At 48.1% G+C, this 12,896-nt stretch carries 15 protein-coding genes; 9 read left to right on the forward strand and 6 right to left on the reverse strand.

Going from position 1 to position 12,896, the window contains the following annotated elements; all coding sequences use genetic code 11:
• Nucleotide 1: 1 nt before the first annotated feature.
• The gene (locus HH196_RS02480; RefSeq protein WP_169450508.1) at nt 2–607 is read right to left on the reverse strand and encodes a riboflavin synthase subunit alpha; all 606 of its coding nucleotides are present in this window, start codon (nt 605–607) and stop codon (nt 2–4) included.
• Nucleotides 608–693: 86 nt separating this feature from the next.
• On the opposite strand from HH196_RS02480, the gene HH196_RS02485 reads away from it, so the two are divergent.
• Nucleotides 694–1,569: a TIGR01777 family oxidoreductase gene (locus HH196_RS02485; protein WP_169450509.1), complete on the forward strand. Its 876-nt coding sequence runs from the start codon at nt 694–696 to the stop codon at nt 1,567–1,569.
• On the opposite strand, the gene HH196_RS02490 is transcribed toward HH196_RS02485, so the two are convergent.
• A complete protein-coding gene (locus HH196_RS02490) occupies nt 1,566–2,441 on the reverse strand; it encodes a potassium channel family protein (protein WP_169450510.1) in 876 nt (291 codons plus the stop codon). The two genes, HH196_RS02485 and HH196_RS02490, sit on opposite strands and share 4 nt — an antisense overlap.
• 135 nt (nt 2,442–2,576) lie before the next feature.
• On the opposite strand from HH196_RS02490, the gene HH196_RS02495 reads away from it, so the two are divergent.
• Nucleotides 2,577–3,614, forward strand: coding sequence for a quinone-dependent dihydroorotate dehydrogenase (locus HH196_RS02495; protein WP_169450511.1), 1,038 nt, complete (start codon nt 2,577–2,579; stop codon nt 3,612–3,614).
• A gap of 54 nt (nt 3,615–3,668) precedes the next feature.
• Here HH196_RS02495 and rmf read toward each other — a convergent pair whose 3' ends face one another.
• Nucleotides 3,669–3,875, reverse strand: a complete 207-nt coding sequence (gene rmf, locus HH196_RS02500) for a ribosome modulation factor (RefSeq protein WP_169450512.1) — start codon at nt 3,873–3,875, stop codon at nt 3,669–3,671.
• Nucleotides 3,876–4,146: 271 nt separating this feature from the next.
• On the opposite strand from rmf, the gene rlmKL reads away from it, so the two are divergent.
• Nucleotides 4,147–6,330, forward strand: coding sequence for a bifunctional 23S rRNA (guanine(2069)-N(7))-methyltransferase RlmK/23S rRNA (guanine(2445)-N(2))-methyltransferase RlmL (gene rlmKL, locus HH196_RS02505; RefSeq protein WP_169450513.1), 2,184 nt, complete (start codon nt 4,147–4,149; stop codon nt 6,328–6,330).
• Between the two features lie 250 nt (nt 6,331–6,580).
• Nucleotides 6,581–7,792 carry an ammonium transporter gene (locus HH196_RS02510; protein ID WP_169450514.1) on the forward strand — a complete coding sequence of 404 codons (1,212 nt, stop codon included), beginning with the start codon at nt 6,581–6,583 and terminating at the stop codon, nt 7,790–7,792.
• A gap of 68 nt (nt 7,793–7,860) precedes the next feature.
• On the opposite strand, the gene HH196_RS02515 is transcribed toward HH196_RS02510, so the two are convergent.
• Nucleotides 7,861–8,343, reverse strand: a complete 483-nt coding sequence (locus HH196_RS02515) for a peptidylprolyl isomerase (RefSeq protein ID WP_169450515.1) — start codon at nt 8,341–8,343, stop codon at nt 7,861–7,863.
• Nucleotides 8,344–8,681: 338 nt separating this feature from the next.
• Between HH196_RS02515 and HH196_RS02520 the strand changes: the two genes are divergently transcribed.
• Genes HH196_RS02520 through HH196_RS02535 form a run of 4 tightly spaced genes read left to right on the forward strand, consistent with a single transcriptional unit; the run spans nt 8,682 to nt 11,177 of the window.
• Entirely contained in the window at nt 8,682–9,251 is a 570-nt protein-coding gene (locus HH196_RS02520; protein WP_169450516.1) for a glutathione peroxidase, read from the forward strand.
• Complete coding sequence (locus tag HH196_RS02525; protein ID WP_169450517.1) at nt 9,251–10,222, forward strand: NAD(P)/FAD-dependent oxidoreductase; 972 nt, start codon at nt 9,251–9,253, stop codon at nt 10,220–10,222. The genes HH196_RS02520 and HH196_RS02525 overlap by 1 nt, the downstream gene beginning before the upstream one ends.
• A gap of 12 nt (nt 10,223–10,234) precedes the next feature.
• On the forward strand, nt 10,235–10,924 hold the full coding sequence (locus HH196_RS02530) for a M48 family metallopeptidase (protein ID WP_169450518.1): 690 nt from the start codon (nt 10,235–10,237) through the stop codon (nt 10,922–10,924).
• Nucleotides 10,925–10,976: 52 nt separating this feature from the next.
• The gene (locus tag HH196_RS02535) at nt 10,977–11,177 is read left to right on the forward strand and encodes a hypothetical protein (protein ID WP_169450519.1); all 201 of its coding nucleotides are present in this window, start codon (nt 10,977–10,979) and stop codon (nt 11,175–11,177) included.
• A gap of 7 nt (nt 11,178–11,184) precedes the next feature.
• Here HH196_RS02535 and HH196_RS02540 read toward each other — a convergent pair whose 3' ends face one another.
• On the reverse strand, nt 11,185–11,349 hold the full coding sequence (locus HH196_RS02540; RefSeq protein ID WP_169450520.1) for a hypothetical protein: 165 nt from the start codon (nt 11,347–11,349) through the stop codon (nt 11,185–11,187).
• A 40-nt stretch (nt 11,350–11,389) separates the two neighbouring features.
• Nucleotides 11,390–12,028, reverse strand: coding sequence for a TIGR04211 family SH3 domain-containing protein (locus tag HH196_RS02545; RefSeq protein WP_169450521.1), 639 nt, complete (start codon nt 12,026–12,028; stop codon nt 11,390–11,392).
• Between the two features lie 45 nt (nt 12,029–12,073).
• On the opposite strand from HH196_RS02545, the gene HH196_RS02550 reads away from it, so the two are divergent.
• Complete coding sequence (locus HH196_RS02550) at nt 12,074–12,886, forward strand: mechanosensitive ion channel family protein (RefSeq protein ID WP_169450522.1); 813 nt, start codon at nt 12,074–12,076, stop codon at nt 12,884–12,886.
• Nucleotides 12,887–12,896: the final 10 nt, after the last annotated feature.

Here is a 12,896-nt window from a genome sequence, read left to right on the forward strand (position 1 = left end):
CTCAGCGTGAAGACAAATAGCGCTCCACTGTATCCACTATCGCTTGAGTCTGTGGATCTATCTCAAGGTTGATAGTGTCTCCCACCTTGGCAGTGCCAAACAGGGTGCGCTCTAGCGTCTCAGGGATCAACCATACAGAGAAACTATCATCGGTGATGTTGGTCATGGTGAGGCTGCAGCCGTTTAGGCCAACAAATCCCTTGTCGAGTAGGTAGCGAGCCCAGTTGGCAGGGCGCTCAAATTCGATACGACAGTTGGTCTCGGTCCGTTCAATCGCTCGAATCTTGATCTGGTCACAGATGTGGCCAGACATCAGATGTCCGCCAATTTCGTCGCCAATACGTGCTGCGCGTTCAAAGTTGACCTTGCTGCCGACGGTTAACTGGCCAAGGTTGGTGATAGCAAGGGTCGATTTAATCGCATCAAAACGTGCACGCTGCCCTTCAAAACCGGTAATCGTTAGGCAGGTACCATTGAGGGCTACACTCGCTCCAATAGAGAAGTTTTCACAGTTCGCAGCAGGAAACTCCAGCTCAAGCGAGATGAACTCCTCTTTCGCTGTTAATGCAGTGACGGTTGCTATGCCTTGTACAATTCCGGTAAACATAATCTGTCTCTATACTTTGTGTAGGAAGTCTGAATAAGCTAACTATACGTAACTCTAAGCAAAAGATATCACTTCGGGGTGTTCAGATGCATATTCTCTTAACCGGTGGCACAGGTTTTATTGGTAAAAGCTTAACTGATGCGCTGTTAAAGCGCGGTGATAAGGTCAGTGTCTGGGTGCATAAGCATCGGCCAACACACTCTGGTGTCAATGTCATCGAGAGACTAGAAGATGCAAAAGATGTCGATGCGGTTGTTAATCTAGCTGGCCTACCCATAGCAGACAGGCCTTGGAGTCACTCACGTAAAGTTGCGTTACTCGCCAGCCGAATGGGCCCAACGGGTCAGTTGGTTAAGTGGATGCAGAGCCTCGAAACACCGCCTGCAGTTTTGGTGAGTGGTTCAGCTATTGGCTATTACGGTGCGACGCGAGCTAGCAGGTCGATCACTGAGGCTGATGCACCTCTTGTTAAGGATTTCTCATCCCAGCTTTGCCAAGAGTGGGAAGATACCGCGCAGGAGGCGTCTAAAATGGGTGTCCGTGTCTGCCTTATTAGAACCGGGATAGTTCTTGGTAAGGGCGGGGCGCTTAAGAAGATGTTGCCGGCATTCAAACTAGGTTTGGGTGGTCCGATTGTCGATGCGAAGCAGATGATGCCTTGGATACATATCGATGATGAGGTACGCGCTATTCTGCACCTGATTGACCAGCCAGTGTTAAGTGGAGCATTTAACCTAACAGCCCCGAACCCAGTTGATAATCAAACGTTCACTAAAACATTGGGTACTGTGCTGAATCGCCCTACATTTCTGCCTATGCCTAAGCTAATGGTACAACTGATGTTGGGTAAAGAGGGTGCGGCACTTCTTACAGAGGGTTTAAAGGTTGTTCCTGAGCGGTTACAGAACTCAGGATTTACCTTTAAATATGATTCGCTAGAGGATGCGTTGAGAGCTATCTAGCCCTTTTCATCTTCGGGCTGACTCGATTCCGGTTGGCGACGATTCGCTTCTAGTGTCTGGATTTGCTCGAGTGAAGCGACAGCTTTGGTTAGGTTCGCTTCTATGCGTTCGAGTCGTGCTTCAACGAGTGTCATGCGGCGAATGATGGTCTCTTCACGTTCTGTCTTTTGCTGCTCATCTTTTTCGATAAAAAACACAGAGAAGCTGGCGGTCAGCATTGAGAATATCGCGATGCCGACCAAGATCAGTAGCATGCCTACGATGCGTCCTTCGATGGTGGTCGGTACCAGGTCGCCGTAGCCTACTGTCGTCATAGTGACCCAAGCCCACCAAAACCCATCGATTGGATTCTCGAATGCTGGATCAAGGCCGGAGATCAAGAAGGCGGCAAGAATCAAAAAACCAAAGGCAACCGCAAGGGTAATACCCAAGTTATGTCGCCCTAAAACAGAGCGAAGGTCGCTTGAAAGACGTGCAAAGATGCTAACGAATAGCAGTAGTCGAAGTGATCTGAGAGCGCCGCTTTGAAGGCCTAGTATCTCAAAAACTAAAGGCGCGCCGGTGATAACAATCACAAGACTCATCCAGTTACCTTTTAGGTAGCGCCAACGGTTATCAACAAGAACGAGCATCGCTGCTAGATCGAGGGTAAATATTGCCCAGATAACCCAGTCGCTTAACTGAATGACGTTAAGTTCGCCTCGGTGGTCGGTGGTTTGAAGGTACCAGTCGATCAAAATCCAGAAAGCGAGAAACAGGAGTGGCCATTCAAAAGCGCGGCCCCAGCGTCTGGCGTTACGATTTTCCCTTGGATCTACGCCTCGAACACCGAGAAGACGCATAAAGCGTAGATGATTGTCGTACTGTGCCATTTTCCACTCCGGTTAAACTTATTCCCTCATTATTGGTAGAGAGCGTCATCGAGTAAAGGGCTTTGCAGTCGCAGATGTTTTTTGCAGGTGCGTTAGGATATAATTTGCGCACTTAAAAACCATGGTTGGAAATCGATGCTTTACGATATCGCGCGTTCACTTATGTTTCGTCTTGATGCTGAGAAGTCGCATGACCTTGCCCTTAGCAGTATGAACCTCGCTGCAGATTTAGGTCTGCCTGGTCTTTTGGGCGCACGTCGTGTTGAGGCTCCAACAGAGGTGATGGGCATTCGCTTTCCAAACCCTGTAGGTTTGGCTGCGGGTCTTGATAAAAATGCTGGTGCTATCGATGGTTTGGCAGCAATGGGCTTTGGCTTTGTTGAGGTAGGTACTGTTACACCACGCCCACAGCCAGGTAACCCTAAGCCACGTCTATTTCGTATTCCAGAGCACAGCGCGATCATCAACCGTATGGGTTTCAATAACCTAGGTGTCGATCGTCTTATTGAGAATGTTGAAGCCTCTAACTACAAAGGTGTGTTGGGAATCAACATTGGTAAAAACAAGGATACGCCAAACGAGCAGGCAGCTGATGATTACCTCATCTGTCTTCGTAAGGTTTACCCATACGCTACCTACATTGCGGTTAACATCTCGTCACCTAACACTCCGGGTCTGCGTGATCTGCAGCAGGGTGATAGCCTAAACCAGCTGTTGGATATGCTTAAGAACGAGCAGGCACGCCTCGCGGGTATTCACGGTAAGTATGTTCCAATAGCGATTAAGATTGCACCTGACATGAGTGAAGAGGCATTTGTCTCTACAGCTAACCTACTTAAGACCTATGAGATGGATGGCGTTATTGCGACTAACACTACCATTGAGCGTGCTGGTGTTGAGAGCTCTCCGTTTGCTCAAGAGTCGGGCGGTTTGAGTGGTGCGCCTGTGCGTAACCTATCAACGCGGGCAATCCAGATTCTGGCGCGTGAGTTGGATGGCTCGCTGCCAATTATTGGTGTAGGTGGTATTACCGAAGGGTTTGATGCGGTTGAGAAGATCGAAGCGGGTGCAAGTTTGGTTCAGGTCTACACAGGCTTTATCTACCGTGGGCCGAAACTTGTTACTGAAGCGGTTGAAGCGATTCGCGATCGTCGATTGCTACAGCAGAGCTAAGCTGGATTGAAACTAAAAACGGCTCCCAAGGGAGCCGTTTCTCATAAGTCTATGTTAATGAAGTCCAGGTGTTGCTTGGATTGCTGAGACACCTGACATACCGTCCCAGTGTGCTTCACGACCCTCGCGCCATCCTGTCATCCAGTGGCTGCGGAGATCTGTTGATTGTACCGGACAATCTGACTGTGATTTTCCCTCTAGTCCGGCTGTAAAACCGCGTTTGTAAAGAGTGCTAGTACGTTCTCGTTTCTGTCTTCTCATATATACGCCTCGTATTGAATGAGTGAGTAGTGCAAGATCTAGTCTTGTACTCGGATTTGGCGACAACAACTCGTAGTCACACTTATATGTTTAATGCAAAATTGTGAAAACGCGTAATTTAAATAAGCTATGTGAAATAAAGGTGTAATAAATTTGCCCTTAGTGCACTAGCAAAAAACCTGTGGTTATCATGGGTTTAACCGATGAAATTCGATATAGAATTGCTGAGTGAAAAATATTCATACAGCTAAATAAGTTTAGTGAGCATCAGATGAAACTATTTGTAACCTGCCCCAAAGGACTTGAGTCCCTCCTGCTCGAGGAGATTCGCTCGTTGGGTTTAGAGCAAGCCAAAGAGACCCAAGCAGGGGTGCAACTTGAGGCTGAACTTGCTGATGCTTATCGAATCTGTCTCTGGTCGCGTCTAGCTAACCGTGTTCTCTTATTGGTAGCAGAGGTTGACGCAACAACTACTGATGCTCTGTATGAGGGTATCAAAGCGATTGATTGGTTAGATCACCTGCGCCCAGAGGGTACGCTGACAGTCGACTTTAATGGTCGTAACGAAGCGATTAATAATACTCACTTCGGTGCGATGAAGGTTAAGGATGCGATAGTCGACCAGGTGCGTGATGCAACAGGTCGCCGTCCCTCGGTGGCTAAAAACCAGCCAGATTTGCGTATCAATGTTCACTTGCGTCGCACCAGTGCGCAAATAGCTATCGACCTTTCGGGTGAGTCACTCCACCGTCGCGGCTATCGTCTTCAGACTGGTGCAGCTCCGATGAAGGAGAACCTTGCCGCCGGTCTATTGTTGCGCTGTGGTTGGGGTGCAAATTCAGAGTTTAAACAGCTAGTAGACCCAATGTGTGGTGCGGGTACCCTGATTACCGAAGCGGCAATGATTGCAGCAGATATTGCTCCAGGTTTACTTCGTCGCCGTTGGGGTTTTGATCGCTGGTGTGGCCACCAGCCAAGTGTTTGGACTCCTATCTATCAGGAAGCGCAGGAGCGCCGTGTTGCTGGATTGGCTATATCACAGGTACCAATGCGTGGTTTTGATGCGGACAAACTGGCTGTAGATCGTGCGCTTGCCAACGCGGATGCCCTAGGTGTCTCAGATCTTGTTGAATTTACTCGTTGTGATTTGGCGAGCCTTGTTTTGCCAAACGCAGAGGAGAGTGGTCTTCTAATTAGTAACCCGCCTTATGGTGAGCGCTTGGGTGAACAGTCTAGCCTGCGTTTTCTCTACAGCCAGTTGGGTGATTTCCTAAAAGCTCAAACTGTGGGTTGGCGCTCTGCGATTTTCACCTCTAACCCTGAACTTGGCAAAGTGATGGGATTACGCGCTGATAAGCTATACCGCCTCTTTAACGGCCCATTACCAAGTCAGCTGTTGCTCTTTACTGTCTACCCGCAAGAGGGGCGTGAGAGTTCCCAGGCTGCTACTGCTGGCGATACAGGCTTGACTGGCGACCAGTCAAATAAAACGCACCAAGTTGGTGCACTATCGGATGGGGCTCAGATGTTTGAGAACCGTCTCCGTAAAAATTTGAAGCAATTGAGTCGTTGGGTTAAGCGAGAAGAGATCGAAGCTTACCGCGCTTATGATGCTGATCTACCTGAATATGCCGTTGCTATCGACTGTTATGCCGATCAGGTCGTGATTCAAGAGTATGCTCCGCCAGCGAAGGTTGACCCTGTTAAATCATTCAAGCGCCTCCAAGAGGTGGTAGCAGTGGCGGGTCGTGTATTTGAGATGAGCACCGACAAGATCACTCTAAAGCAGCGTAAACGCCAAGCGGGTAGTGACCAGTACGAGCGTGAAGATAGCCAAGGTCAGACCTTTGTTGTCACAGAGTATGGTTGTAAATTTGAGGTTAACCTTCGAGATTACTTGGATACTGGGCTGTTCCTCGATCACCGCCCCGTGCGCAAGAAGATTCAGGGGTTGGCTAAAGATAAGCGAGTGCTTAACCTCTTCTGTTACACAGCAACTGCAAGCGTGCATGCTGCAGTGGGTGGGGCTAAAGAGACGACCAGCGTCGATATGTCAGCAACTTACCTAGATTGGGCACGTCGCAACTTTGATTTGAACAAGATCCCAGCGAATAAGGCAAAATTGATTCAGGCTGATTGTATTCAGTGGTTGGATCGTCCTCGTACAGAGACCTTTGATCTGATCTTCATGGATCCACCGACCTTCTCAAACTCTAAACGTATGAGCGACATTCTCGATGTCCAGCGTGACCATGTCATGTTGGTCGAGCGCGCCATGGCACTGCTAGAGCAGGGTGGGCTACTGATCTTCTCTAACAACTACCGTCGCTTTAAGCTCGACTATGAAGCGCTCTCTGCGTTTGATATTAAAGAGACTACTCCTAAGACGATCGATCAAGATTTTAAACGCAATGAGAAGATTCATTGCTGCTTTGAAATTCGTCATCGCTCCTGATCTGTGCATTTGTGAGGAGTGTGCCCAAAGTTGGTACGCTCCTTGCAAACTACTAGGCAACTGTTTTTAGCTAACGCTGCTTTTAACTTTAATAAAGCTTAATAAAACTTTGATTATAATGTGGTTTTTGTGATCATTTTATCTAATCTTGCTTTGTTTTAGATGGCTATAACTAGATCTAAATGCACCAAAAAGGTGCGTAAATTTTGTTGATGCACATCCATTGTGCAAAAACTTTAGGAGAAAATTGGTGGAATCAATTAATAGTGCAGTAGAGACTCTAGTCCAGAGCTCTAATACATTGTTCATCCTCTTGGGTGCGATCATGGTGTTTGCGATGCATGCCGGCTTTGCATTCTTAGAAGTGGGTACAGTCCGTCGTAAAAACCAGGTGAACGCACTTGTTAAGATCATGACCGACTTCGGTTTTTCGGCAGTCGTCTACTTCTTCGTAGGTTACTGGATTGCGTATGACGTAACTTTCTTCTCTGACGCAGCTACGCTTGCACAGGGTAACGGCTACGACCTAGTGAAGTTCTTCTTCCTAATGACCTTCGCTGCGGCTATTCCAGCAATCATCTCTGGTGGTGTTGCTGAGCGTGCGCGCTTCTACCCAATGCTTATCGCAGCAGCACTCTGTGTAGCGTTTGTTTACCCATTTTTCGAAGGTATCATCTGGAACGGTAACTACGGCTTCCAGGGCTGGTTAGAGAGCAGCTTCGGTGCTGGTTTCCATGACTTTGCAGGTTCTGTCGTTGTTCATGCAGTAGGCGGCTGGTTAGGTCTTGCAGCTGTGCTCGTACTCGGTGCACGTAAAGGTCGCTACCGTAATGATCGTGTACAGGCTTTCCCACCATCAAACATTCCATTCCTAGCATTGGGTGCTTGGATTCTCTGTATTGGCTGGTTTGGTTTCAACGTGATGTCTGCGCAGACTCTTGATGGAATCTCAGGTCTAGTTGCTGTTAACAGCTTGATGGCTATGGTTGGCGGTATTATCGCTGCAACTCTGGTTGGCAAAAATGACCCTGGCTTCATCCATAACGGTCCTCTAGCTGGTCTTGTTGCTATCTGTGCAGGTTCTGACTTGCTACACCCAATCGGGGCGCTAGTGGTTGGTGGTGTCGCTGGTGCGCTTTTTGTTTGGTTGTTCACCCTTGCTCAGAACAAGTGGAAGATCGACGACGTACTGGGTGTGTGGCCGCTACACGGCCTATGTGGTGCTTGGGGCGGTATCGCTGCAGGTATCTTCGGTTCTGAAGCCCTCGGTGGTCTTGGTGGCGTAAGTCTAGCTTCTCAGGTTATTGGTACGCTTGCAGGTATTCTTGTAGCACTAGTCGGTGGCTTTATCGTCTATGGTGTTGTGAAAGCTGTTGCAGGTATCCGTATGGATGAAGAGCAGGAGTTCCGTGGTGCTGACTTGACCTTCCACCACATCGAAGCGACCTCTGAAGATCGTTAATCGATACTCTACATACAAAAATGCCGAGCACTAAGCTCGGCATTTTTATATCAACTTAGCACTAGTGCTTAATGATGGTGGCCGCCTGCACCGTGTACGTGACCGTGCTCAACTTCTTCAGTTGTAGCTTCACGAACTTCAACTACTTCAACGTCGAAGTTTAGTGTTTCGCCAGCAAGTGGGTGGTTGCCATCTAGAGTAACCATCTCGCCTTCAACTTTGATAACAGTCACTGGCTGCTCGCCCCATGGAGTTTGTGCCATGAACTGCATGCCAACATCGATCTCATCAACGCCCTGGAATGCGCTGCGATCAACTTCTTGGATAAGCTCTTCACGAATCTCACCGTAACCTTCAGCTGGCTCTACAGTTACCTGAAGTGAATCGCCAACAGTTTTACCTACAAGCGCCGCTTCAAGGCCTGCGATGATGTTTTGCGCACCCTGAAGGTAGACAAGTGGCTCCTGGCCTACAGAACTATCGATAGTCTCGCCAAGCACGTTAGTTAGGGTGTAGTGAATTGAAACAACAGATTTGTCAGCGATTTGCATCTTTTTCTCCTGTAAATGGAGATGCGATTTCTGGTGAAGATGCAGCGCTCCGTGAATTGAGGTCACTATGCTAACAAACACATGCTGCAGTGCAAGTTTGCTGGCACTTTATTGGGGTCAGAGTCATCTGAAGATGACTCTGACCCCAGTATCTGTGAACCCGATGTCTGGAAGTCGCTGAGATAGCGGATGACTGGCTAAAGGCCAGTCATCGGTGCACTGAACTAGCTACAATGTTACCGTGACAGGCCTTCAGCCTGTCATCGGCTCTTTCAGTCATCTGAAATCTAGAAAGTCACGTACATATAGCCAACTAAATATTTGAATCGAGGCATACAATGAAGCTTATGCGAATCTTAACAATGCTAGCCGCTTTAGTCGGTTTTAAAACAGCCTCTGCAGATAGCTGTATGAATGTCTTGGACCATACAGTGCGCGAGCTTGCAGGTGAGAAGCAGGTTAACCTCTGTGAGGCATACAAGGGACAGGTTCTGCTGATTGTCAATACTGCCAGCAAGTGTGCATTTACTGGTCAGTATGAAGGGCTTGAGGCGATGCACGCTAAGTATCAAGATCAGGGTTTCTCGGTACTGGGTTTTCCGTCGGGTGATTTTGCCGATCAAGAGTATAACCAAGAGAACAAAATCCAGGAGTTTTGCCGTCTAACCTACGGCGTTAAATTCCCAATGTTTGAGAAGTCGCATGTACGTGGCGATTATGCCAATCCAGTATTTAGTGATCTGATTAAAGCCACTGGAGTGTCACCGAAATGGAACTTCTACAAGTATCTTGTTGGACGTGATGGCAAGGTGATTGATGTCTATTCAAGTATGACATCGCCAGAGAGTTCCGGTTTAGTAAAACAGTTAGAGGCCGCGCTGGCCGTTCCGATGGATAAGGATAGTTGATGCAACGTGTAGCGATTGTTGGTGCGGGTATAGCAGGGGCAACCCTTGCACGTCGTTTAACCGACGCGGGTATGAGTGTCGAGGTATTTGAAAAGAGTCGTGGCACGGGTGGGCGTCTAGCTGCAGCGCGCTTAGGTGAAGCATCCCTTGATTTGGGTGCGCCAATTATCGAGGCGCACTCTGCTGAGTTTAATGAATGGCTCACGATGCTTGAGCGTAAGGGGAGTGCACTTCATTGGCCAGCCAAAGTACAGCAAGGTCTGAATGGATCAGCCAGCATTCAAAATCAGTGGTTAGGGGTGGGGCGCAACTCTGCGTTAACTCGTGCACTTCTCGATGGAGTTACACTTCACACTGAGAAACGTGTAGGCGTGCTTTGGAGTGATGCCAGTGGCGCGTTAGTTCGTGATGAACATGGCGATCTCCTTGGCTATTTCGATGCTGTTGTTTCAGCTGCTCCTGCACCTCAAGCAGAGCCTTTATTGGAGGTGGTTAGCCGCTTCGCTAAGCGTGCCCGTGTAGCGACCACAACGGCGAGTTGGGTAGCACTGTTTCAGTTGGCACGCTTGCCTAAGGTGCTTGAGAACTCAGACATCGTCAATTTGGCGGATAGCCCAATCTCGCGCATTGTGGTTGAGAGTCATAAACCCGCTCGCTCCGGTGCGCTGCTTCATGTGGAGATGTCACAAGCCTGGAGTGAACAGTGCATTGAGGACAATAGAGATGCTGTGCTGTCTGATGTGCAAAAGGTTCTCGAAGAGGCTGTTAATGACGCTTTAGAGATTGAAAATGCACGACTGCATCGCTGGCTCTACTCTCGCTCCCATTCAGCAGGCAAAGGTGAGCTCGCGCTTTGGGATAGTGAGTTGAAGGTAGGTGCCTGCGGTGATTGGATTGGTGCGCCAGGAATTGAGGGAGCATGGACCTCAGCAAACGCATTAGCTGATATGATACTCGCATCTCAGGAATAGCGATGATCATGCATGCCACAGGAAGTTGAATTCAGTTATCGAATAGAGCGATCAGCACGGCGTCGTCGTATGGCTATCCATATCGATAACGCCGAAGTAGTTGTTCGAGTTCCTAGCTATGTGGCAGAGACTGAAGTACTCGCTTGGCTCCTTGAAAAACAGTCTTGGATTAAGCCTAGGTTGGCCAAGCAAGCTGCAGCGTTATCTGAGCACTATATCGATCATGAAGGAAGTACACTGCCACTTTTGGGACGTCCCTTTAATTTGTGCTATTCACTGAGTGCAAAAAGATCACAAGTTGATTTGGCTGCCAATACCATCACAGTTGCTGTAACAGGAAAAGCAACCGCTCGATCCAAGGAACGACTTTTAAAGCAACTCTTAAATGAATTTGCTGAGGCTCACCTAAGCGAGCGCACAGCTCAACTCTCAAACTTTACTGGACTTACTCCGTTGAGCGTTGCAACTGCCAACTACAAGCGGAAGTGGGGACAGTGTAGTAGTCGCAAAGAGGTCACTTTAAATTGGCGTTTGGTGCATCTGAATCAGCAATTACAGGACTACGTGATTATTCATGAGTTGTGTCACCTTAGGGAGATGAACCACAGTGCCCGATTTTGGGGATTGGTTGCTGAGTTCTTTCCTGACTATCAATTGGCTCGCCAAGAGATGAAAGGGTGTTTTAGCTATCTAAACTGGTGAGTCTTCCACGCTAAGTTGTTACACTCAGGTTTTTCAAGCTTGGAGTCTGGGTGTGCAATCCTTTCTATTCTCGACAGAAGACGATCGCGGTGGCGTAATTCTATGTGATATAGATTCGCTGGAAGAGGTTGTGCCTTATCTTCAGGCACGCTTTAAAGGCGTTGTGCGTGTCGAGCAGGGTTTGAAGGCTTGGACCAAAGAGGGTGGGATCGCAGATTTTACTCCGCGCCCCATCTCAGAGATCGATATCTGAAATTGAATTAGCGCTTGATGCGCTGTTTCTCTTCATCTTCAATACGAATAGGCTGAAGAGCTACTTTGTCCGCTTCAGCTTTCGCTTTAATTTGTGATGCTAGGTAACCGATAACAGCCAGTGTCGCTAAACTTGCAAGTACTACACTCATCATCTCAATTCCCATATTCATTCTCTTCGCTTAGTTTGTTTGTAATTACTACTTGGTTCTATTAGAACCATTCGCTTTGTCTCTTCTTACGGCGTGGAAGGTTGGAAACGATCACTCCAATAATTAAGCCGCCCAGGGCAATTAATCCGCCGTGTGTTAGCCAACGCATGAGGTTTGATTGATCCATGCTGGCTACCTGAAATTCTAGCTCTCTAATGCGTTTGTCACGCTCTAAAACTTCCGCATCACGATTGGATGTTTCAGCACGAAAGTTTGTGAGCTGGGTCTGAACAGTCTGAAGTTGCTCTTCACGATGAGTCAGTTCAGCACGCAAGTTATCCACTTCGCTACGCAGGGTAGGGAGTTCGCTCTGAAGCGATTTAAGCTGACTCTCTCCCTCGGCAATATAACGGGTTAAAACCCAGCCCTCTTTGCCAGACTCGGTTTTAATCTTGGTGTAGTCGCCACTCGCCTTATCGATAGTAATGCTATCGCCGCTGCGCACGCGACCAACAATACGGAACTCATATGAGGGGCCGCTGTGCATAAATAGCTGCACATCATCGGCAATATGGTTCTGTGCAGCGAATGCTGAGACAGTGAAAATAGCAGGTACAACAGAAATAAACTTCAACATCTTCTTGGAAACTCGAATACCTGAGTTATAGTACTTAATAGGGTTGTATTCTAACGTTTTCAACCTTTCTTAAACCTTAAGATAGAACAGTTTTTAGGATCTGCACACATGCCTGATACACAGCTTATTATTGATACCTATATCACCCCCTGGTCGATCAATATCGCCTCAGCGCTTGCGATATTCATCATCGGTCGTTGGTTTGTTGGTCTGCTGGCGAAGGGGCTTGATAAAGTTCTGACTAAAACCGGCATGGATACGATGTTGGTTAATTTTATCCGCTCGGTTGCCCATATCGCCTTGATTCTGTTTGTCGTTGTAGCGGCGCTAGGGCAATTAGGGGTAGATACCACGTCGCTGATTGCGTTGGTGGGTGCCGCTGGTTTAGCGATTGGCTTGGCGCTGCAAGATTCGTTAAAGAACTTTGCTGCTGGCGTCCTGCTAATCTTCTTTAGACCGTTTAAAGAGGGTGATTTTGTTGAGGTAGCTGGTGTTTCTGGTGTTGCGGAACAGATTACGATCTTTAATACGGTGATGCGTACTGGTGATAACCGCGAGGTCATTGTCCCAAATGGTGCGATCTACTCCGATATCATCACAAACTATAACCGTCGTCCTACACGTCGTATCGATATGATTGTGGGGATCTCTTACGATTCCGATATCCGTCTTGCCAAGCAAATTTTGGCTGAGATATTAGCTGCAGATGAGCGCGTGCTAGAGGATCCTGCACCCAAGATTGCCGTGGCAGAGTTAGCCGATAGCAGTGTGAATTTTGTCTGTCGCCCCTGGGTTAAAACAGATGACTACTGGGATACTAAGTGGGCTATTACCGAGCAGATTAAGCTTCGTTTCGATGAGGCGGGTATCGGTATTCCATTCCCGCAGATGGATATCCATCTAAAACGTGAGGATGCTTAAGGCGTCCTGA

The organism is Marinobacterium sp. LSUCC0821, from assembly GCF_012848475.1.
Taxonomy (GTDB): domain Bacteria; phylum Pseudomonadota; class Gammaproteobacteria; order Pseudomonadales; family Balneatricaceae; genus Marinobacterium_E.

What these genes read in the sequence shown, in the direction of transcription:
- HH196_RS02525 (WP_169450517.1), top strand. Translation starts at nt 9,251, where the DNA reads ATGCAACGTGTAGCGATTGTTGGTGCGGGTATAGCAGGGGCAACCCTT.
- HH196_RS02520 (WP_169450516.1), top strand. Translation starts at nt 8,682, where the DNA reads ATGAAGCTTATGCGAATCTTAACAATGCTAGCCGCTTTAGTCGGTTTT.
- HH196_RS02480 (WP_169450508.1), bottom strand. Translation starts at nt 607, where the DNA reads ATGTTTACCGGAATTGTACAAGGCATAGCAACCGTCACTGCATTAACA.
- HH196_RS02540 (WP_169450520.1), bottom strand. Translation starts at nt 11,349, where the DNA reads ATGAATATGGGAATTGAGATGATGAGTGTAGTACTTGCAAGTTTAGCG.
- HH196_RS02515 (WP_169450515.1), bottom strand. Translation starts at nt 8,343, where the DNA reads ATGCAAATCGCTGACAAATCTGTTGTTTCAATTCACTACACCCTAACT.
- rmf (WP_169450512.1), bottom strand. Translation starts at nt 3,875, where the DNA reads ATGAGAAGACAGAAACGAGAACGTACTAGCACTCTTTACAAACGCGGT.
- HH196_RS02530 (WP_169450518.1), top strand. Translation starts at nt 10,235, where the DNA reads ATGCCACAGGAAGTTGAATTCAGTTATCGAATAGAGCGATCAGCACGG.
- HH196_RS02485 (WP_169450509.1), top strand. Translation starts at nt 694, where the DNA reads ATGCATATTCTCTTAACCGGTGGCACAGGTTTTATTGGTAAAAGCTTA.
- HH196_RS02550 (WP_169450522.1), top strand. Translation starts at nt 12,074, where the DNA reads ATGCCTGATACACAGCTTATTATTGATACCTATATCACCCCCTGGTCG.
- rlmKL (WP_169450513.1), top strand. Translation starts at nt 4,147, where the DNA reads ATGAAACTATTTGTAACCTGCCCCAAAGGACTTGAGTCCCTCCTGCTC.
- HH196_RS02490 (WP_169450510.1), bottom strand. Translation starts at nt 2,441, where the DNA reads ATGGCACAGTACGACAATCATCTACGCTTTATGCGTCTTCTCGGTGTT.
- HH196_RS02495 (WP_169450511.1), top strand. Translation starts at nt 2,577, where the DNA reads ATGCTTTACGATATCGCGCGTTCACTTATGTTTCGTCTTGATGCTGAG.